Annotated in this window: 23 protein-coding genes; 20 read left to right on the top strand and 3 right to left on the bottom strand. The window is 76.9% G+C overall.

Features of this window, described 5'->3' with window-relative positions:
• Nucleotide 1 precedes the first annotated feature (1 nt).
• The 8 genes from ACQPX6_RS27560 to ACQPX6_RS27525 all read left to right on the top strand — a co-directional run bounded on the left by ACQPX6_RS27560 (nt 2) and on the right by ACQPX6_RS27525 (nt 7,060).
• Entirely contained in the window at nt 2-994 is a 993-nt protein-coding gene (locus ACQPX6_RS27560) for a Ppx/GppA phosphatase family protein (RefSeq protein WP_433783917.1), read from the top strand.
• Nucleotides 995-999: 5 nt separating this feature from the next.
• On the top strand, nt 1,000-2,418 hold the full coding sequence (locus tag ACQPX6_RS27555; protein ID WP_433783916.1) for a hypothetical protein: 1,419 nt from the start codon (nt 1,000-1,002) through the stop codon (nt 2,416-2,418).
• A 43-nt stretch (nt 2,419-2,461) separates the two neighbouring features.
• Nucleotides 2,462-3,244, top strand: coding sequence for a sugar phosphate isomerase/epimerase family protein (locus tag ACQPX6_RS27550; RefSeq protein WP_433783915.1), 783 nt, complete (start codon nt 2,462-2,464; stop codon nt 3,242-3,244).
• Nucleotides 3,245-3,257: 13 nt separating this feature from the next.
• Complete coding sequence (gene proC / locus ACQPX6_RS27545) at nt 3,258-4,106, top strand: pyrroline-5-carboxylate reductase (RefSeq protein ID WP_433783914.1); 849 nt, start codon at nt 3,258-3,260, stop codon at nt 4,104-4,106.
• A 221-nt stretch (nt 4,107-4,327) separates the two neighbouring features.
• Nucleotides 4,328-4,564: a helix-turn-helix domain-containing protein gene (locus ACQPX6_RS27540; RefSeq protein WP_433783913.1), complete on the top strand. Its 237-nt coding sequence runs from the start codon at nt 4,328-4,330 to the stop codon at nt 4,562-4,564.
• Nucleotides 4,565-4,671: 107 nt separating this feature from the next.
• A complete protein-coding gene (locus ACQPX6_RS27535) occupies nt 4,672-4,773 on the top strand; it encodes a 30S ribosomal protein bS22 (protein ID WP_010241351.1) in 102 nt (33 codons plus the stop codon).
• A gap of 93 nt (nt 4,774-4,866) precedes the next feature.
• Nucleotides 4,867-5,919 (top strand): NAD-dependent epimerase/dehydratase family protein, encoded by a 1,053-nt coding sequence (locus ACQPX6_RS27530; protein WP_433783912.1) that lies wholly within the window; start codon nt 4,867-4,869, stop codon nt 5,917-5,919.
• A gap of 73 nt (nt 5,920-5,992) precedes the next feature.
• Nucleotides 5,993-7,060, top strand: a complete 1,068-nt coding sequence (locus ACQPX6_RS27525; RefSeq protein WP_433783911.1) for a lysophospholipid acyltransferase family protein — start codon at nt 5,993-5,995, stop codon at nt 7,058-7,060.
• Here the strand turns inward: ACQPX6_RS27525 and ACQPX6_RS27520 are convergent, their stop codons facing one another.
• The 3 genes from ACQPX6_RS27520 to ACQPX6_RS27510 form a co-directional block, all read right to left on the bottom strand.
• Nucleotides 7,061-7,921 (bottom strand): HAD family hydrolase, encoded by an 861-nt coding sequence (locus tag ACQPX6_RS27520; protein WP_433788377.1) that lies wholly within the window; start codon nt 7,919-7,921, stop codon nt 7,061-7,063.
• 350 nt (nt 7,922-8,271) lie between these two features.
• Entirely contained in the window at nt 8,272-9,600 is a 1,329-nt protein-coding gene (locus tag ACQPX6_RS27515; RefSeq protein ID WP_433783910.1) for a DUF5667 domain-containing protein, read from the bottom strand.
• Between the two features lie 124 nt (nt 9,601-9,724).
• Nucleotides 9,725-10,375, bottom strand: a complete 651-nt coding sequence (locus ACQPX6_RS27510) for a sigma-70 family RNA polymerase sigma factor (protein WP_433788376.1) — start codon at nt 10,373-10,375, stop codon at nt 9,725-9,727.
• An 844-nt stretch (nt 10,376-11,219) separates the two neighbouring features.
• Here ACQPX6_RS27510 and ACQPX6_RS27505 point away from each other — a divergent pair.
• From ACQPX6_RS27505 to ACQPX6_RS27450, 12 genes are all read left to right on the top strand, one after another.
• On the top strand, nt 11,220-11,579 hold the full coding sequence (locus ACQPX6_RS27505) for a glutaredoxin family protein (protein WP_433783909.1): 360 nt from the start codon (nt 11,220-11,222) through the stop codon (nt 11,577-11,579).
• Nucleotides 11,576-12,163, top strand: coding sequence for a hypothetical protein (locus ACQPX6_RS27500; protein ID WP_433783908.1), 588 nt, complete (start codon nt 11,576-11,578; stop codon nt 12,161-12,163). The genes ACQPX6_RS27505 and ACQPX6_RS27500 overlap by 4 nt, the downstream gene beginning before the upstream one ends.
• Nucleotides 12,160-12,837: a hypothetical protein gene (locus ACQPX6_RS27495; protein WP_433783907.1), complete on the top strand. Its 678-nt coding sequence runs from the start codon at nt 12,160-12,162 to the stop codon at nt 12,835-12,837. The genes ACQPX6_RS27500 and ACQPX6_RS27495 overlap by 4 nt, the downstream gene beginning before the upstream one ends.
• A 352-nt stretch (nt 12,838-13,189) precedes the next feature.
• Nucleotides 13,190-14,005, top strand: a complete 816-nt coding sequence (locus tag ACQPX6_RS27490) for a redox-sensing transcriptional repressor Rex (RefSeq protein WP_433783906.1) — start codon at nt 13,190-13,192, stop codon at nt 14,003-14,005.
• Entirely contained in the window at nt 14,002-15,387 is a 1,386-nt protein-coding gene (locus ACQPX6_RS27485; protein WP_433783905.1) for a glutamyl-tRNA reductase, read from the top strand. Before ACQPX6_RS27490 ends, ACQPX6_RS27485 begins: the two co-directional genes overlap by 4 nt.
• Nucleotides 15,388-15,392: 5 nt before the next feature.
• Nucleotides 15,393-16,394 carry a hydroxymethylbilane synthase gene (hemC, locus tag ACQPX6_RS27480; protein ID WP_433783903.1) on the top strand — a complete coding sequence of 334 codons (1,002 nt, stop codon included), beginning with the start codon at nt 15,393-15,395 and terminating at the stop codon, nt 16,392-16,394.
• Between the two features lie 23 nt (nt 16,395-16,417).
• Nucleotides 16,418-18,064: a uroporphyrinogen-III synthase gene (locus tag ACQPX6_RS27475; protein WP_433783902.1), complete on the top strand. Its 1,647-nt coding sequence runs from the start codon at nt 16,418-16,420 to the stop codon at nt 18,062-18,064.
• 90 nt (nt 18,065-18,154) lie between these two features.
• On the top strand, nt 18,155-19,129 hold the full coding sequence (hemB, locus tag ACQPX6_RS27470; protein WP_433783901.1) for a porphobilinogen synthase: 975 nt from the start codon (nt 18,155-18,157) through the stop codon (nt 19,127-19,129).
• Nucleotides 19,130-19,131: 2 nt separating this feature from the next.
• Complete coding sequence (locus tag ACQPX6_RS27465) at nt 19,132-19,563, top strand: hypothetical protein (RefSeq protein WP_433783900.1); 432 nt, start codon at nt 19,132-19,134, stop codon at nt 19,561-19,563.
• Entirely contained in the window at nt 19,560-20,036 is a 477-nt protein-coding gene (locus ACQPX6_RS27460; RefSeq protein WP_433783899.1) for a hypothetical protein, read from the top strand. Before ACQPX6_RS27465 ends, ACQPX6_RS27460 begins: the two co-directional genes overlap by 4 nt.
• Nucleotides 20,033-20,380: a hypothetical protein gene (locus ACQPX6_RS27455; protein WP_433783898.1), complete on the top strand. Its 348-nt coding sequence runs from the start codon at nt 20,033-20,035 to the stop codon at nt 20,378-20,380. The genes ACQPX6_RS27460 and ACQPX6_RS27455 overlap by 4 nt, the downstream gene beginning before the upstream one ends.
• 79 nt (nt 20,381-20,459) lie before the next feature.
• Nucleotides 20,460-22,574 (top strand): serine/threonine-protein kinase, encoded by a 2,115-nt coding sequence (locus ACQPX6_RS27450; RefSeq protein WP_433783897.1) that lies wholly within the window; start codon nt 20,460-20,462, stop codon nt 22,572-22,574.
• The last annotated feature ends 97 nt before the right edge of the window (nt 22,575-22,671 follow it).

Genomic DNA, 22,671 nt, shown 5'->3' with positions numbered 1-22,671 from the left:
CGTGCGACTCGGTGTGCTCGACGTCGGTTCGAACACCGTGCACCTGCTGGTGGTCGACGCCCAGCGCGGTGGGCACCCGACGCCCACCCACTCCACCAAGACCGCCCTGCGGCTGGCCGAGCACGTCCGCGACGGACGGCTCGACGACGAGGGCGCGGATGCGCTCGTCGCGGCGGTCTCCGACGCGCGCGTCCAGGCCCTCGAGCTGGGATGCGAGGACCTGCTGGCGTTCGCGACCTCCGCGGTGCGCGACGCCTCGAACGCGCCCGACGTGCTCGAGCGGGTCCGCGACGAGTCCGAGGTCGACCTGCAGGTGCTCTCCGGGCCGGACGAGGCGGCGCTGACCTTCCTCGCCGTGCGCCGCTGGCTCGGCTGGTCCGCGGGCCACCTCATGGTCCTCGACATCGGCGGCGGCTCGCTGGAGATGGCGGTCGGGCGCGACGAGGCGCCGGTGCACGCGATCTCGGTGCCGTTGGGTGCCGGGCGCCTGACGCGCGACTGGTTCACCGCCGACCCGCCGCAGCGCCGCGAGCTCAAGGCCCTGGCCGAGTACGCCCACGAGGTGCTCGCGCCCGCGGCGAGCACGCTGCTCGGCGAGGGCCAGCCCGACCGCGCCGTGGTCACCTCGAAGACGTTCCGCTCGCTCGCGCGCCTCACCGGCGCTGCGCCGCGCAGCGCCGGCCCCCGGGCGCGCCGCGTCCTCACCGCGTCCGGCCTGCGCCAGGTCGTCGCGTTCATCTCCCGCATGAGCTCCGTCGACCTCGCCGAGCTCGAGGGGGTCAGCGCCAGCCGCTCGCACCAGCTCGTCGCCGGGGCGATCGTGGCCCACGAGGCGATGACCGCGCTGGGCCTGGACCAGGTCGAGGTGTGCCCCTGGGCACTGCGCGAGGGGATCATCCTCGGTCGCCTCGACCAGGTGCAGCCGAGCGGTGGGATGGCGTCGGTCGGCGGCCCCCTGGCGACTGGACGACCGACACTGCGCGAGGCACGGTAGGTGGCGTGAACAGGGACGACGGGCCCCGACCGGGAACCCAGCGCAGCGTGGCCGAGCTCCTGGCCGCGTACAGCGCGGAGTCCCAGCAGCCCCGCCGTCGTCGCGCCGCCGAGCCCGACGACGAGCCCCCGGCGCCCGAGCCGGCCCCGCCCGCCGCGTACGGGACGGGCTACGACACCGGGCACGATTCCGGCTACGACGACCGGTACGAGGGCGGCTACGAAGCTGGCTACGAAGCTGGCTACGACGGCGGGTACGACACGGGCGGCTACGACGCCCGGGGTCAGGACACGGCGTACGGCACGGCCCGCGACACCGGGTACGAGACCGGCTACGACACGGGCGGCCACGACACGGGATACGACCCCGGCTACGACACCGGCGGCCGGGGCTACGACACCGGCGGGTACGACATCGGCGGGTACGACACCGGCTACGACACGGGGCACGACACCGGTCGCTACCCGGCGCCCGGGCACGACGCCGGCCGCGCACCGGGCGGCTGGTCCCCGGGCTACGGCGCGCCCGAGCCCCCGCCGCGGCGCGACCCCTGGTCCGCCGGCCCGCCCCCGGGCGCGCGCCCCGGTCCCGGCCAGCCCCCGGGCCCGCCGCCCGGCTCCCGGCCCCCGCCGCAGCAGCCCCCGCCCCAGCAACCCCCGCCCCAGCAGCCCCCGCCCGTCACGGGCACGCAGGCCTTCGGCGCCCCGCCCGCGCGTCCGGCCGGCCCGCCCGCCGGTCCCCCGGCAGGCCCCCCGCGGGGCATCCCCACCACCCAGCGGCCCGCCGGCACCGCGGCCGTCCCGGCGGCCCGCGTCGGCGACGCCGGCCCGGCGACGTCCGCGTCGCCCGCCGCCCGCCCGCCGGGTGCGCCGCCGCCGCGCGGTGGCGAGCCGACCGACCACGGCGGCCCGGCCACCGCGGCCTCGCCGACGGCGCGCCCGGACCTCGACGACGAGGACGACGGCTACGACGACGGCTACGACGACGACCTCCGCGACGACCTGCGCGACGACGAGCCCGACGACCCGCGCAGCGCCCCGGCCGGCCTCGGCCGCGCACCGCGGCGCACCCGTCTCGACGACCGCGACGAGCCCGCGTACGACGACGACCACGAGGACGACGACGAGTACGACGAGGACCTCGACGACGAGCGGCCCGCCGCGTCGGCGCGCGACTGGGTGATCATGGTCGTGCAGCTGGTCGTCGGTGCCCTGCTCGGGGCCGTGCTGTGGACCGTCTTCTCCTACCTGTGGAAGGAGCAGCCGGTCGTGGCGCTGGTGCTGGCGGCCGGCGCGACGACGGGGCTGGTGTTCGGCGTGCGGGCCCTGCGGCGCTCCGACGACCTGCAGACCACCGTGCTCGCGGTGGTCGTGGGCCTCGTCGTCACCGTGTCGCCCGCCGTGATCGTGCTGCTGAGCCGCTGACTTGACCTCGCTGCGCCCCCCGCACGGGGGACCCCCCGTCGCCATGTCGACCGCCTCGGTGTTCCCCGAGCCGATGGACTCGGCCTTCGAGGTCGCCGCCGAGCTCGGCTACGACGGCGTCGAGCTGATGGTGTGGACCGACCCCGACAGCCAGCGCCTCGCGTCCGTCGCCCGGGCCTCGGAGCGCACCGGGATGCCGGTCCTCGCCGTGCACGCGCCCTGCCTCGCGATCACCCAGCGCGTGTGGAGCCCCGACCCCGTCGAGCGCCTGCGGCGCAGCGCCGTCCTCGCCGCGAGCCTGGGCTCGCCGACCGTCGTGCTGCACCCGCCGTTCCGCTGGCAGCGCCGCTACGCCCACGGGCTCGCCCGCCAGGCCGACGAGCTCGAGCGCGCCCACGGCGTGCGCATCGCGCTGGAGAACATGTTCCCGCTGCGCCGGGGGCGGCTGCGGTGGTCGAGCTACACGCCCGGCCACGACCCGACGACGCCCGGGGCGCGCTGGTACACCCTCGACCTCTCGCACACCGCGACCGCCGCCGACGACGCCCTGGCGCTGCTCGACCGCATGGGCGACCGGCTGGTGCACCTGCACCTCGCCGACGGGACCGGCGTCGAGCGCGACGAGCACCTCGTGCCGGGACGCGGGACGCAGCCGTGCGCCGAGGTCTGCCGCCGGCTCGGCGCGTCGGGGTTCGCGGGCACCGTGGTCGTCGAGATCAGCACCCGGCGCGCCCGCTCGCGCAACGAACGCCTCGACATGCTGGCCGAGGCGCTGCTGTTCGCCCGCCTGCACCTGGGCACCGACCTGCCGCGCACCCCCGTCTAGCAGGATCGCGGCCATGACGACGGTCGCGGTGCTCGGTGGCGGGAAGATCGGCGAGGCGCTGCTGGGCGGGCTGGTGGCCGCCGGGCACGACGCGGGGACGCTGCTCGTCGTGGAGCCCGTCGCCGCCCGGGCCGAGGAGCTGACGGCGCGGCACGGGGTCGGCGTCGTCGACGCCCCGGAGGCCGCCCGCCGGTCCGACGTGCTGGTGATCGCGGTCAAGCCCGCCGACGTGCCCGGTGCCCTCGACGCGGTGCACGACGTGCTCGCCGGGCGCGCGCCCCGCGAGGACCGCCCCACCGTCGTCTCCCTCGCCGCGGGACTCCCCACCAGCGCGCTCGAGGCGCGCCTGCCCGCGGACACCGCGGTCGTGCGGGTCATGCCCAACACGCCGATGCTCGTGGGCCGGGCGATGTGCGTGCTCTCCGCGGGGTCCGCGGCGGGCGAGACCGAGCTGGCCGCCGCGGAGGAGCTGCTCGCGGCCGTGGGCCGCACGGTGCGCGTGCCCGAGGCCCAGCAGGACCTCGCGACCGCCCTCTCGGGCTCCGGGCCGGCCTACGTCTTCCTGCTCGCCGAGGCGATGATCGACGCCGGCGTCGCGCTCGGCCTCGCGCGCCCCGTCGCGACGGAGTTGGTGACGGCCACGGTGGACGGCGCGGGCGGGCTGCTGACCACCCCGGGCAGCGACGGACGTGAGGGGGCGGCGCCGCACCCCGGCCTCCTGCGCGAGGCGGTCACCTCGCCCGGGGGCACCACCGCGGCCGCGCTGGCCTCCCTCGAGGCCGACGGCCTGCGCCCCGCCCTGGCGCGCGCCGTCGCCGCCGCGCGGGACCGCTCCGCCGCCCTCGGGCGCCAGTACGGCTGACCTGCGCCGGACGGACCACGGCGCCCGTTCGTCGTGACGGGATCGTGGCCTGGCGCTCCGGCGTGGACGCTTGACGCGTTCGCCTGCGCGGCCACCGCACGAGCGGGTGCATTCGAACCAGACGTCACACGCGTCCCGCTACCCTCACCCGCACAGCACGGCGTGTCGAACCGTCGGGAGGGGAAGCCCGGCGGCACGGCCTGTGCGTGGGAGTGAGACCGATGTCCCAGAACAACCCGACAGGCGCCGGACCCCGGCGCACCGAAGGCGACAACCTGGCGCGGGTGCAGTTCCTGACCGTCGCCGAGGTGGCCGCCGCCATGCGCGTGTCGAAGATGACCGTGTACCGGCTCGTGCACAACGGAGAGCTGCCCGCGGTCCGCGTGGGCCGCAGCTTCCGCGTGCCCGAGGACGCGGTCCACGAGTACCTGCGGGGCTCGTACTTCGACGCCGGCTGACCCGCCGGGTCGCGCACCCTGCACACCGGCCGTCCGGGAGGCGGCCGGTACGGTGGTGTGTCCGCGACCCGTGCGGTCGCCCCCCAACTCTCACGGAAGGTCCGCCAGTGGGTTCGGTCATCAAGAAGCGTCGCAAGCGCATGTCGAAGAAGAAGCACCGTAAGCTGCTGCGCAAGACCCGCGTGCAGCGTCGCAAGCTCGGCAAGTAGGCCCGGGCTCCCGGACCGGGAGCCGTCGGGGGCCAGGGGGGCCGGGCGGGTCGCATCGACCCGTCCGCGTTGAGACCGCAGGAGTGTCCAGGCATGTCCGAGGCGCCGTCCGTCGTCCTCGTCACCGGGGTGAGCCGCTTCCTGGGCGGCCACCTCGCGGCGCGCCTGGCCTCCGACCCGTCCATCGAGCGCGTCCTCGGCGTCGACACGACGCCGCCGTCGCGCGAGATGCGCCGGCGCATGGGTCGCGCGGAGTTCGTGCGGGTGGACATCCGCAACCCGCTGATCGGCAAGGTCATCTCCACCGCGAAGGTCGACACGGTCGTCCACGCGTCGCTCTCGGGCAATCCCGGCCAGTCCGGGGGCCGCTCGATGATGATGGAGATGAACGTCATCGGGACGATGCAGCTGCTCGCGGCGTGCCAGCGCTCCGACACGGTGCGGCGCCTCGTGGTCAAGTCGACGTCGGCCGTCTACGGCGCGAGCTCGCGCGACCCCGCGACGTTCACCGAGCAGACCGAGCCGAAGGCCATCCCGCCCGGCGGGTACGCCAAGGACGCCGTCGAGATCGAGGGCTACGTCCGCAGCTTCTCGCGCCGGCGTCCGGACATCCCGGTGACGACCCTGCGGTTCGTCAACCTCATCGGGCCGCGCATCGACACGTCGTTCGTCCGGTACTTCTCGCTGCCGGTCGTGCCGGTGGTGCTCGGCTACGACGCGCGCGTGCAGCTGCTGCACGAGGAGGACGCGGTGGCCGTGCTCGAGCGCGCCGCCGCGCACGACCTGCCCGGCGTCTTCAACGTCGGCGGGGCCGGGGTGCTGATGCTCTCCCAGGCGATCCGCCGCGCCGGCCGCATCCCGCTGCCGATCCCGCAGCCCGCGGTGCCGCTGGTCGGCCGTTTCACCCGCCGCGCGCGGCTCGTCGACTTCTCGCCCGAGCAGATGCGCCTGCTGAACTTCGGGCGCGTGGTGGACACCACCAAGCTGCGCGGCGAGTTCGGCTTCACGCCGCGCTGGACGACGGTGCAGGCTTTCGATGACTTCGTGGCGGGGCGCGGCCTGCGCCCCGTGATCGACCCGGCCCGGCTGGATCGGGTGCAGGACACGGCCCTGGCCGTGGCTCGAGCCCTGCCCTCCGGTGCCTGACCCCGGAGTGGACGACCAGGACCGGACGAGAGCAGACCCGTCCGGCGACCGCCCCACGCGGAGAGGAGACGTCGTGCCCGAAGCCCGGGTCATCCCGTTGCGATCCGACGGTGGGCGTCCCCGCACCCGCCCCCGCCCGGCGCCCCGCCGAGCGAGCCGCCCCGGCGTCGGGTCGCTGACCGAGCGCACCGCGGCCGCCCGCGGGCTCACCGAGACCGAGGGCGTCGCCGTGGAGGCCGTCGAGAGCGCCGTCGCGCCCGGGGGCGAGCCGGCGACGCTGCCGGCGCCCGAGACGCACAGCGAGCTGGAGGAGCGGGTCGCCGAGGTCGGCGAGTTCCTGCAGCGCCGCATCACGGGGCGGTACTCGGTCGACGACTTCGGCTTCGACCGCGACCTCACCGAGCACGTCGTCCTCCCGCTGCTGCGCCCGCTCTACGAGCGCTGGTTCCGCGTGGAGACGATCGGCACCGAGAACGTCCCGCTGCACGGCGGCGCGCTCATCGTGGCCAACCACTCGGGCACGGTGCCCCTCGACGCCCTGATGACCACGGTCGCGGTGCACGACGACCTGGCCGTGCCGCGCTACCTGCGCATGCTCGCCGCCGACCTCGTCTTCGGCCTGCCGGGCGTCGGGGCCACCGCGCGCAAGGCCGGGCACACGCTGGCCTGCAACGCCGACGCCGAGGCACTGCTGGGCGCGGGCGAGCTCGTGGGCGTCTGGCCCGAGGGGTTCAAGGGCATCGGCAAGGACTTCGCCGACCGGTACAAGCTGCAGCGCTTCGGGCGCGGCGGCTTCGTCTCGGCCGCGCTGCGCGCCCGGGTGCCGATCATCCCATGCTCGATCGTCGGCGCCGAGGAGACCTACCCCAAGATCGCCGACATCGGCCCGCTGGCCCGCCTGCTCGGGGTGCCGTACTTCCCGATCACGCCGACCTGGCCGCTGCTGGGCCCGCTGGGCCTCGTCCCGCTCCCGTCGAAGTGGTACATCGAGTTCGGCGAGCCGATCCCCACCGAAAGCTACGAGCAGGGCTCGGCCGACGACCCGATGCTGGTGTTCAACCTGACCGACCAGGTGCGGGAGAACATCCAGCAGACGCTGTACCGCCTGCTGGCGGGCCGGCGGAACGCCTTCCTGGGGTAGCTAGCCGACGAGGCGGCGGCGGTAGGCCAGCCCGCCCACCACGGCGCCGGCCACGGCGCCGGCGCCGAGCACCGACGGCACGCCGATGCGGGCCGCCCTGCGCCCGGAGCGGAAGTCGCGGATCTCCCAGCCGCGCTCGCGCGCCATCTGCCGCAGGTCCGAGTCGGGGTTGACCGCCACCGCCGTGCCCACCACGGACAGCATGGGCGCGTCGTTGACGGAGTCGGAGTACGCGGCGCACCGGCGCAGGTCGAGGCCCTCGCGGGCGGCGAGGGCCCGCACGGCGTGCGCCTTGGCCGGCCCGTGCAGCAGCTCGCCGACGAGCCGGCCGGTGTAGACGCCGTCCTCGCTCTCGGCGACGGTGCCCAGCGCGCCGGTGAGCCCGAGGCGCCGGGCGATGATCCGCGCGAGCTCCAGCGGCGTGGCGGTGACCAGCCAGACCCGCTGGCCGGCGTCCAGGTGCATCTGCGCGAGGGCGCGCGTGCCCTCCCAGATGCGGTCGGCCATGAGCTCGTCGTAGATCTCCTCGCCGAGCCGGACCAGGTCGCCCACCGACTGCCCCGCGACGAACGAGAGCGCCTGCTCGCGGTGCGCGCGGACGTCGTCCGCGTTGCCCTCGCCGCCGAGGCGGAACTTCAGCTGCTGCCAGACGAAGCCCCGCATGTCGGCGCCGGAGAAGAAGTTGCGCGCGGCGAGCCCGCGGGCGAAGTGGAAGATCGACGCGCCCATCATCATCGTGTTGTCGACGTCGAAGAAGGCGGCGGCGGTGAGGTCCGGCGGCACCCGCGACGACGGCGGCACCTGGTGGACGTCGGGCGCGTCCGCCGCGGCGGCGGCCGCCGCGGGGGCCCCGCCGGCCAGCTCGCCGTCCGGGGAGCCGGGGGCCGGGTCAGTGCCGGGATCGGTGGCGGGATCGGTGGTGGGACCGGCGCTCTCGGGCACGGTCTCGAGCAGCTCGGAGGCGGTGGGCGCCACGGCCGGGTCGCTCAGCGCGGCCTCGGCCGACGCCTCACCGGCACGGCGCGCGGCGTCGCGCTCCGCCTGCACCCGGCGCTCGCGCCGTCGTCCCACCGCCTGGCCTCCCGTCGTGTCCGTCCGCAGGAGTCCGGCCGCCGGGGCGGACGGAGGACCCCGGATCGGTGCCCGCCCACCCTAGTCGGCGCCCCCGACGAGGGGGGCCGGTGCGACGCCCGCGAGCGCCGCGAGGGACGTCACCCGAGGCTGAGACCGGGCAGGCCGGGCAGCAGCGGCGGGAGGTCGATCTGGGGCAGCAGCGGCACCGGCAGCGGCACCTGGACCGGGTCCGGCTGCGACGTGCGCTCCTCGCGGGAGTCCGACGACGCGCCGCCCGAGTCCTCGTCGCGGTCGCGGCTCGACGACTCCTCCGACCGGGTGGTCGACGTCGTGGTCGTCGTCGTGGTGGTGCTCGAGGTGGTCGACGTGGCGGTCTCGCTCGGCGTCGCCGGAGCCGCGGTCGCCTCGTCCGAGCGCACGTCGCACTCGCCGGCGGGCAGCGGGCCGAGGTCGTCGGACGCGCTGCCGGTGGCGCAGGGCTCGGGGCCGTCGAGGACGGCGGCGCGCTGGGTGATCCGCTGGAGCATCTGCTGGGAGCCGGCGGCAGCGGTGCGGCCGCCCTCGTCCAGCGAGGGGCTCAGCGTGTCGAGGCGCGCCGACTGCGAGCGCGCCCACTGGGCGAGCTCCGCCGGCGACGGGCCGGTGGGCTGGGCGGCGAGCGGGAGGATCAGGCGCGACCCGGTGCGGGCCTGGTCGTCGAAGCTGCGCAGGTTGTCGAGCACCAGGGCGGCCTGGTCGGGGTCGAGGCCCGCGGCCACCGGGCCGGCGCCCGCCGCGGTGGTGGCGCTGCGCTCGACGAGGTCGGAGACCTCCTCGAGGCGGATCGCCGCGAAGTCGAGGTGCTTGAGGCCCTTGGCCTCCTGGCCGCTGGTCAGGCCGATCTCGGCCGACTCGGAGGCCCTCTTGATGCCGTAGAGCATCTCGCCGGGCAGCGCGCCGCGGCTGAGCAGGACGGTCAGCGCGCCGAGCAGCAGCACCGCGCAGGCGCCGGTGACGAAGGACGAGAGCAGCCGCGTGGCGGGGCGGCGGGACGCGGCGCGGGCGGGACGCGCGTCGGCGGGGCGGCTGCTGCCGCGGCCGGCGGGACGGCGCCTGCCGGCACCGGCCCGGCCGGCCCCCCGACCGCCGGCCGGACCGGAGTCGTGGGCGGCCGTGTCGCCGGCGGCGCGCAGCACGCGGGTGCGCTCCCGCGGGGCGGCGGGCTCGGACGGGGTGTCGGTGGTGGCGCCGGGGGTGCCGCCGGTGATCTCCGCGAGCACCGCGGCCCGCATGCGGGCGCTGGCGTCGGGGTCGGGCCCGGGGGTGGCGCGGCCGGCCGAGCGCAGGGCGTCGGCGACGCCGAGCACGCGGGCCAGCTCGGGGTCGACACCGGCACCGGGACCGGGGCGCGTCGGACGACCTGCGCCGTCCCGCTGCTCCCAGACGCGAGCGAACAGCTCGTCGTCCCCGTCGTGCCCGCTCGACATGCTGCCCGTCCTCACCGTCTGCGCGTCACCGTGCGTGCGCGCCGTGCTCGTCGCTGGGGGAAACGACCGGACGGGCGACCGGTTACGTCGATGCGGTGTGCGGTTCGAACCACAACGTTGTGACTCACCGCAGGCCCTCGGGCAACAGTTGAGCGAGACGCCGCACCGCCCGGTGCTGGAGGGCCTTCACGGCACCCTCGTTGCGCCCCATGATCTCGGCCGTCTCGGCCACCGAGAGGCCCTGCAGGAAGCGCAGGGCGATGCACTCCTGCTGGTCGTCGCCCAGCTTGGCCACGCACTTCAGCAGCTCGGCGTGGGTGGTGTTGGCGATGACCTCGTTCTCCGGCCCCGGGCGCAGGGTGGCCGGCGCGACGTCGGCGACCTCGGCGTGCGAGCTCTCGAGCCGGTAGCGGCTGGACTTGACGTGGTCGAGCACCAGGTTGCGGGCGATGGTGACGAACCACGCACCGATGTCGCGGCCCTGGTAGCTCACCGAGGTGATCCGGCGGAAGGCGCGGACGAACGTCTCCTGCGTGAGGTCCTCGGCCGCAGGGCGGTCCCCGAGGCGGAAGAGCACGAACCGGAAGACCGTGTCGTGGTAGCGGTCGAAGAGCTGCCCGAACGCGTCGGTGTCGCCGCCCTGCGCCGCGCGCACGAGCGCCCAGCCCTCGGCGGTGGAGCCGTCGTCGTCGGGCAGCTCGTGGACGACCTCCTCGGGGAGCTCGTCCTCGGCGACCGTCTCCGAGCCGTCCTCGGGGAGGTGCTGCTCGCCCAGCGGGGGGACGACGGGGACCGCCTCGGTCGGCGCGCCCGCGACGGGGTCGACGAGGGGGGGTGGCGGCAGCGGGGGACCGGGCGGGCCCGGGGGGAAGGGCGACGCCGTCGGGGGCAGGGGCCCGGAACCGGTGCGCGGCGCGGGGGCGCCGACGTCGGGACCGGCCTGCGGCACGCCGTGGGGCGGCGTCGGCCGGCCGCGCCGCGCGGGACGGCCCGCGTGGGCGTCGACGGCGGGCATCGCGTCCGCCGGGGTCGGCGGCCAGGTGTCCTCGCGGCGGCGCTGCGCCGGGTAGAGCGGCGCGGTCGGGGGCGCGGCGGCCGAGGGCGCGCGCCCGTCGAGCACGGGCTCCGGCGGGGTGTCCGTGCCCGTGGCCCCGTGGCGGGTGCCGCCGCGACCGTCGCGACCGCCGAAGCGACCGCGACCGGGCTCCTCGGCGGGATCCGGTGCCGCGCGCCTCACGGCGCTCCGGGCGGTGTCGGGGCGGGCAGGGCACGGGCGTCGCGGGAGGGCCGAGCCGTGGGAAAGGCCGTGCCGAGGGCGCGGTCGGCGTGCCGCGCGCAGGCACGGTCGTGACGACCGGCAGCGTCGGACATGCCCTCTCCCTCGATCGACTCCCGCCCGGGCCCCCTGTCGGGAGGCGTCGTCGGGGGAGCATACGTGCGGCGTGAGGACCCCCGACACCGGCGCGGCCGGCGGGGGTCCCACCCTCTCCGACCTGCACCGACGATGTGGCGAGCGGCCGTTCGGGGGCCGTCGACCACGCCGTCGGCGGGTCTCGCGGCCGTGGGAGACTGCCGCCGGACGGGGCAGGGACGCGACGTCGGAGGGGGCGGGGGAGCCGGTGGCGGACGAGCGGTCCGACGAACGGGCGACGACGTCGGTGGGCGGTGCGACGGGCGGTCGTCCGGGGCCGTCGACCCCGACGGGTGACCCCGAAGGAGACCCGCGTGTCGTCGTCCTCGTCCGCGCGCACTGCCGGACCTGCGACCGGATGGAGGGCGTGGTGCGCGAGATCTGCGGGCGGGCCGGCGAGGAGCACGCCGTCGTCGACGTCGACGGGCCGGACGCCGACCCCGAGTGGCGCGCGGAGTACGGCGACCGCATCCCGGTGACGCTGGTGGACGGCGTCGAGGTCGGCTCCTGGCGCCTCGAGCCCGACGACCTCGTCCGCGCGCTGGCCGCCGGGGGGACGCCGCGGTGACCGCGCCCGCCCCGGCCGACGTGCCGATCCTGCAGACCGCGTCCTCGCTGGTGGAGCTCCTCGCCGACACCTACGCGTCCCTGCAGGCCCTGTCCTTCGGCGGCGGCCCGTCCGCCCTCGCCCCCGTCCGCGACCTCCTGGCCTCCGGGGTCGAGGCCCTCGGCCGCGCGCGCACCGACCTGGCCGCCGCGACGCGGGCCGCCGGCGGCCGCGTGCAGACCGCGCCCGACCCGAAGTACGCCCCCGTCGTCGAGCAGGCGCTGCCCACCGTGCGCGGGCCCGGCGACGTCGTCGGCCTCGCCCTGACCCTCGAGGACGTCCTCGCCCAGACGCTCGTGCGCGACGTCGTCGACCTCTCGGTGCCCGACGTGCGGCGCACCGTCGCCGGGCACGCCGCCGCCTCGGCCCGGCGCAAGGCCCTGCTGCTGACCCTGGGGTCGCTGCTCGCCACCGGGCGGGCCGAGCTGGTCGCCGTGCCCCCGGACCTGGCCGCGCTGCCCCCGGCGGCGGGCACCGTGGGCTTCCCGGACGTCCTGTTCCCCACGGAGAAGGCGTCGCCGGCCGACGAGGGGGCCGTGCGATGAGCCGCGCACTGCCCCGCCGCCGGTTCCTCGCCGGGCTCGGGACGCTGGCGGGCCTCGCGGGCACGGCCGCCCTGGCGGCGTGCGCCGACGCCGCTCCCGGGTCCGCCCCGCCGCCCGGCCCGCCCACGGGCGCGCCCCCGCCCCCCACGACCACCACGGCCGCGGCCCCGACCTACAGCGGCGAGGCGGCGCTGCTCGCCCTGGGCGCCGCGGTGTCGGGGCTCGCGGGCGACCTGCTCGGGCAGGCCGCCGCCGGCGCGGGCCAGGGCCGCTACGGCGCGGTGCCCGCGGTGGTGTCGTCGTACCTGTCCGGGGCGGCGAGCCAGCACGTCGCCCACGCCGAGGCCTGGAACCGGCTGCTCGTCGCCGCCGGGCGGCCCGCGGTCGTCGGCGGCCCGCTCACCGTCGAGCCGGCGCTCCAGCAGCGCCTCGGGGCCGCGCTGGCCCCGGTCGACCTCCTGGGGCTCGCCGCCGACGTCACCGCGACGGCCGCGGCCACCCTCACCGCGATCACCGGCACGCTCACCACGCCGGCGGCGGTGACCCTCGCCGCGGGCGCCGCGCCGGTCGCGGCGATGCACGGCGCCACCGCCGGCTTCCTGCTCGGACGGCCGCCCACCGCGCCGACGGACCCCACCGCCGGAGCACTCGGGGTCGACGCCCTCACGGTCTGAGCGCCCCGGACGGCCGGACGGCGCACCAGGGAGGCCGGGCACCGCGTGGTGCTGCTCCGTCCGTGCTCTCCGACGGCGCCCCGCCGCGCCGACTGGCAGACTGGGGGCCACCGCCGGTCGGGACACGCCCCGGCGCGGTCCGCACCTCCGGTGCCCGGGTGGTCGAGCACACGTCGGTGCGGTCCGCGGCGATTTTGTGCGTGCGTTCACGAGCGCTAGCGTTGTCTGGACCCGATCCAGGGACGTGCGCCGGTGGACGACCCCCGTGTCCCGGGCACCCCCGGGTGCGCGGGACACCACCACCCCGGTGCCGCGCGGGCAGGGTGAGAGGCACGACAGGAGGCGCCCGGAAGTGACGGTCGATCGCGGCACCCGCCCCACCCGGCGTGCGGTGCCCTCGACCCGGACGCCCTCCGACCAGCTCGCGACGGCCGTGTCGGGCTCCGGTGACGCCGGCGACACCGCCCGTCCCGTCCCCGCCGCCACCGTCGCCCGGCTGGCCGTCTACCTGCGGGTGCTCACGACGCTGCTCGACGAGGGCCGCGGCGTCGTGTCCAGCGAGGAGCTCGCGGCCGCCGCGGGCGTCAACTCGGCGAAGCTGCGCAAGGACCTCTCGCACATCGGCTCCTCCGGCGTGCGCGGGGTCGGCTACGACGTCTCCCGGCTCACCGCCGAGGTCGAGGCCACCCTCGGGCTGACCCGGCCCCACGCCGTGGCGCTGGTGGGCGTCGGCAACCTCGGGCACGCCCTCGCGGGCTACGGCGGGTTCGCCCAGCGCGGCTTCCCCGTGGCCGCCCTGTTCGACGTCGACCCCGCCCTGGTCGGCACCGTGATCGACGGGGTCGAGGTGGAGCACGCCGCAGCGATCCCCCGGGTGTGCGCGGAGCGCGGGGTGACCATCGGCGTGGTGGCCACGCCCGCCGCGGGCGCCCAGGAGGTGTGCGACCACCTCGTGGCCGCGGGCGTCCGCAGCATCCTGAACTTCGCCCCCACCGTCCTGGCGGTGCCCGCAGGCGTGGAGGTGCGCAAGGTCGACCTGGCCGTGGAGATGCAGGTGCTCTCGTTCCACGTGGCCCGCCGGCACGGCTCGGTGCCGGCCGCCGGACCCGCCGCGCCCGACTCCCCCGGGACGACCGCGACGACCCCGCGAGAGGCGGTCACCCGATGAGCCTGCTGCTGGTCGGCGTCTCGCACCGCACCGCCGAGGTGTCGGTGCTCGAGCGCGTCACCGTGTCCCCCGACGACACCCGCAAGGTCCTCGACGACCTGCTCACCGGCGAGCACGTCACCGAGGCGATGCTGGTCTCCACCTGCAACCGCGTCGAGATCTACGCGGTGGTCGAGACCTTCCACGGCGGGCTGACCGAGGTCTCCACCGTCCTCGCGCGCCACGCGCACGCCGAGGTCTCCGACCTCACCGACCACCTCTACGTCCACTACGCAGGCTCCGCGGTGGAGCACCTGTTCTCCGTGGCCGCCGGCCTGGACTCGATGGTCGTGGGCGAGGCCCAGATCCTCGGCCAGCTGCGCGCCGCCTACGCCGACGCCCGCGAGCTGGGCTCGGCCGGCCGCGTGCTGCACGAGCTCGCGCAGCAGGCGCTGCGGGTCGGCAAGCGGGCCCACGCCGAGACCGGCATCGACGCCGCCGGCGCCTCCGTGGTCAGCGAGGCCCTCGCCGACGCCGAGCGGGCGCTGGGCGACCTCGCCGGCCGCCGCGCGCTGGTGGTCGGCGCCGGGTCGATGGGCGCCCTGACCGCCGCGCACCTGCGCCGCGGCGGCATCGGCGAGATCGTGCTCGCCAACCGTTCCGAGGAGAACGCCGAGCGCCTCGCCGTCGCCCTGCGCGCCGAGGGCGTCACCGCCCGCGCCGCCGGCCTCGACGCCCTGGGCGCCGAGATCGCCGCCGCCGACGTGGTCGTCGCCTGCACCGGCGCGATCGGCACCGTCGTCGGGCTCGACGACGTGCGCCAGGGCCTCGCCGGGCGCGACACCACGGCGCACCCGCTCGTGGTCTGCGACCTCGGCCTGCCCCGCGACGTCGACGCCCGCGTCGGCACCCTCGCCGGCGTCACCGTCGTCGACCTCGCGGCGCTGGGCGAGCGGCTGGGCTCGGCGAGCGCCGGGCGCGCCGTCGAGGAGGCCCGCGCGGTCGTCGCCGAGGAGGTGCGCGCCTACTTCGCGGCGCAGCGCACCGCCGAGGTCGCGCCGACGGTCACCGCGCTGCGCCGGCGGGCCGCCGAGGTGGTGGACGCCGAGCTGCTGCGCCTCGCCGGGCGCCTGCCCGACCTCGACGAGCGGGCCCGCGACGAGGTCGCCCAGAGCGTGCGCCGCGTCGTCGACAAGCTGCTCCACACCCCGACCGTGCAGGTCAAGCGCCTGGCCCAGTCGCCCGGCGGCGACACCTACGCCGAGGCGCTGCGCGAGCTCTTCGAGCTCGACCCGCAGACCCCCGCGGTGCTCGCGGCCACTGAGACCGCCAGCGTCGACCCCGGCGAGCCGGTCGACCAGGCCCTCTCCGTCGACACGCGCGCTCCGGGGAGCCGGCGGTGACCGCCGTGGCGGGCAGAAACGGCACGCTGACCGGGTCCGGCGCGCGCACCGTGCGCATCGGCACGCGGGCGAGCCTGCTCGCGCGCACCCAGACCGACATCGTGGCCTCGGCGCTCACCGCGGCCGGGGCCACCGTCGAGATCGTCACGATCTCGACGTCGGGCGACCGCAGCCAGGCCGCGGGCACCCCGATCGCGCAGACCGGCGTGGGCGTCTTCGTCACCGCCCTGCGCGAGGCGCTGCTCGCCGGCGAGATCGACGTCGCCGTGCACTCCTACAAGGACCTGCCCACCGCGGGCGTGCCCGGGCTCGTGCTCGCCGCCGTCCCGGCCCGGGAGGACCCGCGCGACGCGCTGGTCGCCCGCGACGGGATGGTGCTCGGCGAGCTGCCGCCCGGCGCGGTGCTGGGCACCGGGTCGCCCCGGCGGATCGCGCAGATCGGCGCGCTCGGGCTGGGCCTCGAGATCGTCCCGATCCGGGGCAACGTCGACACCCGCATCGGCAAGGTGACCCGCGGCGAGCTCGACGGGGTCGTGCTCGCCCGCGCCGGACTGGCCCGCCTGGGCCGGGTCGGCGAGGTCACCGAGGTCCTCGACCCCCTGCAGGTGCTGCCCGCGCCGGCGCAGGGCGCGCTCGCCTGCGAGTGCCGCGGGGAGGACGAGCCGCTCGCGGCGCTCCTGCGCGAGACGTTGCACGACGCGGGCGTCGCGACGGCGGTCACCGCCGAGCGCGCCGTGCTCGCGGGCCTCGGCTCGCCGTGCAACGCGCCCGTCGGCGCGCTCGCGGAGATCGTCGAGGACCTGGACGACGACGGTCGCGTCGTCGACCGGCTGTCGCTGCGCGCGATGGCCACCACCGCGGACGGCGCGCTCGTGCGCGCCTCCGCCACCGGAGAGACCGAGGACGCCGAGCGGATCGGCCGCGAGCTGGCCGACGAGCTGATCGCCGACGGAGCGGAGCCGAAGGGGACCGTCGCCGACGACGTCCCGCGCCCGCCCGCGGACTGAACACCACGATGGGAACGGAAGACATGACAGCACCCTCGACGACCGCCGGCCGGGTCGCCTTCGTCGGCAGCGGACCCGGGGACCCCGGCCTGCTGACCGTGCGTGCCCGCGACGCCCTCGCCGCCGCCACGCTCGTCGTGGCCGACCGCGGCGTCCCCGCGGACGTCCTCGGCCTGCTGCCGGCGTCGACGACGGTGCGCCCGGTCGGGCACGCCGGCGACGACCCGGCGGCCGGTGGCCCGGCCACCGACGCCGTCGTCGCGCCCGGCTTCGCCGCCGACGACCCCGCCGCGACCGGCGCCGGCCCCGCGCCCGCCGACCCCGAGACCCTCGCGCGCACCGTGGTCGAGGAGGCCCGCAGCGGCGCCTCGGTGGTGCGCCTGGTCGTGGGCGACCCGCTGGTGCGCCCCGACGTGGTCACCGAGGTCCGCGCCGTCGCCGCGGCCGGGGTGCCGTTCGACGTCGTGCCCGGCATGCCGGCCGACACCGCGGTGCCCACCTACGCCGGCGTCGCGCTCGGCCCGGCCCACACCGCGGTCGACCTCACCGCCGGCGACGCCGTCGACTACGCCGCGCTCGCCGTCGCCCCCGGCCCGCTGGTCCTGCAGGCCACCGCCGCCGACCTCGCGGCCGCCTCGGCGCACCTCGTCGAGAACGGCTGGAAGCCCGGGACGCCCGCGCTCGTCACCGCCGGTGGCACGGGCTCGCGCCAGCGCACGGTCGAGACCAGCCTGGACAAGCTCGCCGTCGACTCCTCGGACCTCGACGGCCCGCTCGTCGTGACCCTCGGCGACGCCGTCACCGACCGCGCCACGCTCTCCTGGTGGGAGTCGCGCGCGCTCTACGGCTGGCGCGTGCTCGTGCCCCGCACCAAGGACCAGGCCGGCGCGATGAGCGACCGCCTGCGCGTCCACGGCGCGGTGCCCGAGGAGGTGCCGACCATCGCCGTCGAGCCCCCGCGCTCGCCGGCCCAGATGGAGCGCGCGGTCAAGGGCCTGGTCGACGGGCGCTACCAGTGGGTCGTGTTCACCTCGGCCAACGCGGTGCGCGCGGTGTGGGAGAAGTTCGCCGAGTTCGGGCTCGACGCCCGCGCGTTCTCCGGCGTCAAGATCGCCTGCGTCGGCGAGGCCACCGCGGACACGGTGCGGGCCTTCGGCGTGCACCCCGAGCTCGTCCCCGGCGACGAGACCGAGCAGTCGTCCGAGGGCCTGCTCGAGGTGTTCCCGCCGCACGACGACGTCCTCGACCCCGTCGACCGCGTGCTCCTGCCGCGCGCCGACATCGCCACCGAGACCCTCGCCGAGGGCCTGCAGCAGCGCGGCTGGGAGATCGACGACATCACCGCGTACCGCACGGTGCGCGCCGCGCCGCCGCCCGCGCCGGTGCGCGAGGCGATCAAGACCGGCGGGTTCGACGCGGTCTGCTTCACCTCGTCGTCGACGGTGCGCAACCTCGTCGGCATCGCCGGCAAGCCGCACGCCCGCACGATCGTGGCCTGCATCGGCCCGAAGACGGCGGAGACCGCGGCGGAGTTCGGGCTGCGCGTCGACGTCAAGCCCGACGTCGCCGAGGTGCCCGCGCTCGTGGAGGCCCTGGCGTCCCACGCGGCGAAGCTGCGCTCCGAGGGCGCCCTGCCCCCGCCGCGCAAGACGAAGGCCCGCAAGCGCTAGTTTGCGCTACGCGCTCCCTATCGGCGTGCTGAATAGGATCCCGTGCCAGGGAGCACGGAGAGCGCGCACACGTCCGGAGGACAAACCGCCGTGTTCCCCACCGACCGCCCGCGCCGCCTCCGGGCGACGCCCGGCCTGCGCCGGCTCGTCGCCGAGACCGACGTGCGCCCGCGGCACCTGGTCCTGCCCGTGTTCGTCGCCGAGGGCCTGGACGCCCCGAAGCCGATCACCTCGATGCCCGGCGTCGTCCAGCACACGCGGGACTCGCTGTGCAAGGCGGCGGCCGAGGCCGCGGCGGCCGGGGTCGGCGGGATCATGCTGTTCGGCGTGCCCGCGCGGCGCGACGCCGTCGGCTCCGGGGCCACCGACCCCGACGGCATCCTCAACGTCGCCCTGCGCGACGTGCGGAGTGAGGTCGGCGACGCGCTGCCGGTCATGGCCGACACCTGCCTCGACGAGTTCACCGACCACGGCCACTGCGGCGTGCTCGACGAGCACGGTGGCGTCGACAACGACGCGACGCTGCCGATCTACGGCGAGATGGCGGTGGCCCAGGCCGCGGCCGGTGCCCACGTCGTGGCCCCGAGCGGGATGATGGACGGCCAGGTCGGCGTCATCCGGCGCGCGCTCGACGAGGCCGGGCACCGCGACACCGCGATCCTCGCCTACTCGGCCAAGTACGCCAGCGCGTTCTACGGCCCCTTCCGCGAGGCCGTCGACTCGCAGCTGCAGGGCGACCGGCGCACCTACCAGCAGGACCCGGGCAACGCCCGCGAGGCGGCGCGCGAGGTGGCCCTGGACCTCGACGAGGGCGCGGACATGGTGATGGTCAAGCCGGCCATGTCCTACCTCGATGTCCTGCGCCGCGTCGCCGACTCCGTCGACGTGCCCGTCGCGGCGTACCAGGTGTCGGGGGAGTACGCGATGATCTCGGCGGCGGTCGAGCGGGGCTGGCTCGACCGCGAGCGCACGATCCTCGAGTCGCTCACCGCGATCCGCCGGGCGGGCGCCGACGTCGTGCTCACCTACTGGGCCACCGAGGCCACGACCTGGCTGGACCGCTGACGGTGACCGAGCGAGCCGGGGGCCGCACCACGGTGACGCCGCCCGAGGAGGAGCCGGGGCGACCGGGCGTCGTCACGGCCGCGGTCGTGCTGTGGATCATCCTCGGCGTCCTCATGTTCGGCACCGCGCTGCTGTTCGGGTACGGGCTGCTGTTCGGTACCCCCGACCCGGACACCGGGCTGGTCGCCTTCGTCGCCGCGATGATCGTGCTCGCCGCCGGCGGCGTGGGCACGGTGATCTCGGCCCGCCGTCTGGCCGGGGGCTCGCGCGCCGCGCGGGCCGGCCTCACCGTGCTCGGCGCCGTGCTCGCCCTGGCCGGGCTCGTGCAGGTCACGTTCCTCGGCGTCGGCGGCGTCTGGTTCGTCGCGTTCGTCGTCGGCGCGGTGCTGCTGCACCTGCCCGCTGCGCGGGCGTGGTTCGGGCGGCGGCCGTGAGCGCCGAGCCGACGCAGGCTCCCGAGGACGAGCCCGTCCTCTACGCCGAGTCCGGGTCGCGGCCCTGGGTGCTGCTGTTCGGCCCGCTGCTCGCCCTCGCCGGCATCGCGCTCGAGAGCCTCGCGCCGGGCGGGCCCTCGGTGCCCCTGTGGCTCGGGGTCGGCCTGCTGGTGTTCCTCTACACGCTCGTGCTCGTGCGCAGCCGCCGGCGGTTCCTGCGGGTGGAGCTCACCGCGTCGACGCTCGTGCAGGGCAGCACCCGCCTGCCGATGTCGCACGTCAGCTCCCTGCGCCCCGCCGACGAGGACCACTACGGCGTCCGCGTGCTGGGCGACGGCCCGGTGGTGCCGCGCCGGCACGGGCCGGTCGTGCTGCGCCTGACCGACGGCACCCGCGCGGTGGCCTGGGCCCGGGACGCCGGCGCGCTGCGGGGTGCGCTGGAGGACCTGCTGCGCTCGCGGGCCACCTCGTGAGCGACCCCCGTCGCCGCACCGCCCTCCTCCTCGCGGCCGCGACCGTCGTGCTCGCCGCCGGCGCGGTGGCGCTGCTCGTGGCGGGCGTCGAGGTCCGCGAGACCACCGGCGGCCTGCTCGTCACGCCGATCCGCCAGGTGCACCTCGTCGGCGGGTTCCTGCTCGCCGGCACGGTCGCGGGCGTCGCCGCGGTGCTCACGGGCCTGTGGGCCGTGCCCGCGCTGCGGCGGCTCCGGCACGCCCCGGAGCCGGCGGAGGTACCGGTCGAGACCGCCCCCGCGCCGGTGGCCGGGACCGACCCCGCGCACGCCGCGAGCTCCCCGGGATCCGATCGCCGAGAGTGATCGCCAGGGCGGCCCCACGGCCGTATCCTCCGTCCGGGTCCGGGGCCTGTGACCCACGGTCCCGGAGGGGGAGACAGGGATGACGGTGTCGGACGGCTCGCCGGGTCAGGGTGGGCGCGCCGCGGAACCGACCGACGCGCGGGCGGAGATGTTCGGCCCGTACCGGCTCGAGGGCAGGCTCGGGCGCGGCGGCATGGGCGAGGTGCACCGGGCCTACGACACGCGCCGGGACCGCACGGTCGCGCTCAAGCGCCTGACCCCCGAGCTGGCCGAGGACGTCGAGATCCGCGAGCGCTTCGAGCGCGAGTGCCGCACGGCCGCGCGGCTGTCGTCCCCCCACGTCGTCCCGATCCACGACTTCGGGGTGATCGACGGCCGGCTGTTCCTCGACATGCGTCTGATCGAGGGCCGCGACCTCGCCCGGCTGCTGCGCGAGGAGGGGGCCCTCGACCCGGTGCGCGCGGTCGGCATCGTCTCCCAGCTCGCCGACGCCCTCGACGACGCGCACGCCCACGACCTCGTGCACCGCGACGTCAAGCCGGGCAACGTCCTCGTCACCAGCGCGCGCGGGCAGGACTTCGTGCACCTGGTCGACTTCGGCATCGTGCGCCTCGGGCAGAGCAGCGGCGGCCGCTCGCTCACCGAGGCCGGCACGGCGCTGGGGACCCTGGCCTACATGGCGCCCGAGCAGTTCGAGGGCACCGGCATCGACCGGCGCGCCGACGTCTACGCGCTGGCCGTCGTGCTCTACGAGGCCCTGGTCGGGCGGCCGCCGTTCGACGGCGACATGCCCTCGATGCTGCACCAGCACCTGCGCGTCACCCCGGTGGCGCCGTCGGTGCGCCGTCCCGGCGTGCCGCCGGGGCTCGACGCCGTCGTGCTGCGCGGGCTCGCGAAGTCGCCCGGCGACCGGTACGCGGAGGCCGGTGAGCTCGCCGAGGCCGCCCGGGGGGCGCTCGACGGCCGCGCGGCGCCGCCGCCCCGTGAGCAGCCGGTGCCGCCGCCGGGCGGGCCCAGCACCGCGGAGCGCCACCGCGAGACCTGGGTGCCGACGGGCCCGCCGTCCTCGCCCGGGGGCATCCCGGTGTCGTCGGGGGCGCCGCCGTACGCGCCGGGCGGGCACCGCTCGGGCCCGCAGGCCCCCTTCCCCGTGGGTGGTCCGCCGTCGGGCGGGCAGGTCCACTGGGACAGCGGGCAGCGCGGCACCGCGCCCTGGTCGCCGGGACCGCCGGGTCAGCCGCCCGGGAGGCAGGGTCCGCAACCGCGGCGCCGGCGCGGCCTCGTCATCGGTCTCGTCGCGGTGGCCCTCGTGCTCGTCGCCGCGGTGACCGCCACGGTCGTCGTCCTCAACCAGGGCGGCACCACGCCCGTGCTGGCCCTCGGTCCCACGATCACGCTCGCGCAGGCGTTCCCCGACAGCACCGCGAGCGGGTGCTCCGCGGGCGACGTCAGTGGGTTCGGCATCAACGGGGGCGCCCAGCCGGAGGCCGTGGCGCAGTGCACCCGCGGCGCGTCGACCCTCGCCTACACGCTCTGGTCGACCGCCGCCGACGCCGAGGCGCGGGTTGCGTCGTACACATCGGACCAGTCGGTGGACGGCGGCATCACGACCTGGCAGAACGCCAACACCACCCAGGGCCCGTACTGGCAGGCCATCTCGTACGGGCAGTGCAACCTCGTCGCCGGCTACACCGGGCTGCGCTACGTCGTGCAGGTCTACACCGAGACCCCCGACTGCGCCGGCGTCAACGCCACCTTCGCGTCGTCCCCCTTGCCCACCTCCCAGGAGCTGCGCGCCGTGGAGGCCGTGTTCCCCGGCGCCGCGCGCACCGGGTGCGCATCGGCGACCCCGCTCGCGGGCCGCTCGGGCCTCACGCCGCTGCAGGCCCGCACCTGCCCCGGCGCCGAGGGCACCACGGTGACCTGGACGCGGTGGCCCAACGCAGGCGACGTCGTCGGCGAGGCCAACGCGCGCCGCGCGGCGTACGGCGACGCCGACGTGAATTCCTGGAACGCGATGGGCGGCCCGCGTCAGGGCGCCTACGTCCGTGGCGAGGACGGGACGACGTGCCGCGCGATGCTCGGCTGGGACGCCGCGCCCTACGCGATCGAGGTCTCCGGCCCCGACTGCGACGCCGTCGACCGGACGGTCAGCGCGCTCGGCCCGCCGCCCGCCGGGACGCTCCCGACCTGACCATCCCGCCCGGCGCCCGGGGGAGCTGTGCGCCACGCGCCCGGCCACGGCGCGGTCGGCGCGCGGCTGGGAGAGTGGGCGTCGTGACCAGCACAGC

The organism is Actinomycetospora sp. CA-101289 (assembly GCF_050955895.1).
Taxonomy (GTDB): Bacteria; Actinomycetota; Actinomycetes; order Mycobacteriales; family Pseudonocardiaceae; genus Actinomycetospora.
Note: the sequence above shows the minus strand (reverse complement) of the source record. Positions and strands in the feature narration are given on the sequence as shown.

Excerpts from the sequence above, each read along its gene's own strand:
- ACQPX6_RS27515 (WP_433783910.1), bottom strand. The coding sequence starts at position 9,600 with ATGTCGAGCGGGCACGACGGGGACGACGAGCTGTTCGCTCGCGTCTGG.
- ACQPX6_RS27485 (WP_433783905.1), top strand. The coding sequence starts at position 14,002 with ATGAGCCTGCTGCTGGTCGGCGTCTCGCACCGCACCGCCGAGGTGTCG.
- ACQPX6_RS27530 (WP_433783912.1), top strand. The coding sequence starts at position 4,867 with ATGTCCGAGGCGCCGTCCGTCGTCCTCGTCACCGGGGTGAGCCGCTTC.
- proC (WP_433783914.1), top strand. The coding sequence starts at position 3,258 with ATGACGACGGTCGCGGTGCTCGGTGGCGGGAAGATCGGCGAGGCGCTG.
- ACQPX6_RS27540 (WP_433783913.1), top strand. The coding sequence starts at position 4,328 with ATGTCCCAGAACAACCCGACAGGCGCCGGACCCCGGCGCACCGAAGGC.
- ACQPX6_RS27550 (WP_433783915.1), top strand. The coding sequence starts at position 2,462 with ATGTCGACCGCCTCGGTGTTCCCCGAGCCGATGGACTCGGCCTTCGAG.
- ACQPX6_RS27495 (WP_433783907.1), top strand. The coding sequence starts at position 12,160 with ATGAGCCGCGCACTGCCCCGCCGCCGGTTCCTCGCCGGGCTCGGGACG.
- ACQPX6_RS27450 (WP_433783897.1), top strand. The coding sequence starts at position 20,460 with ATGACGGTGTCGGACGGCTCGCCGGGTCAGGGTGGGCGCGCCGCGGAA.
- ACQPX6_RS27475 (WP_433783902.1), top strand. The coding sequence starts at position 16,418 with ATGACAGCACCCTCGACGACCGCCGGCCGGGTCGCCTTCGTCGGCAGC.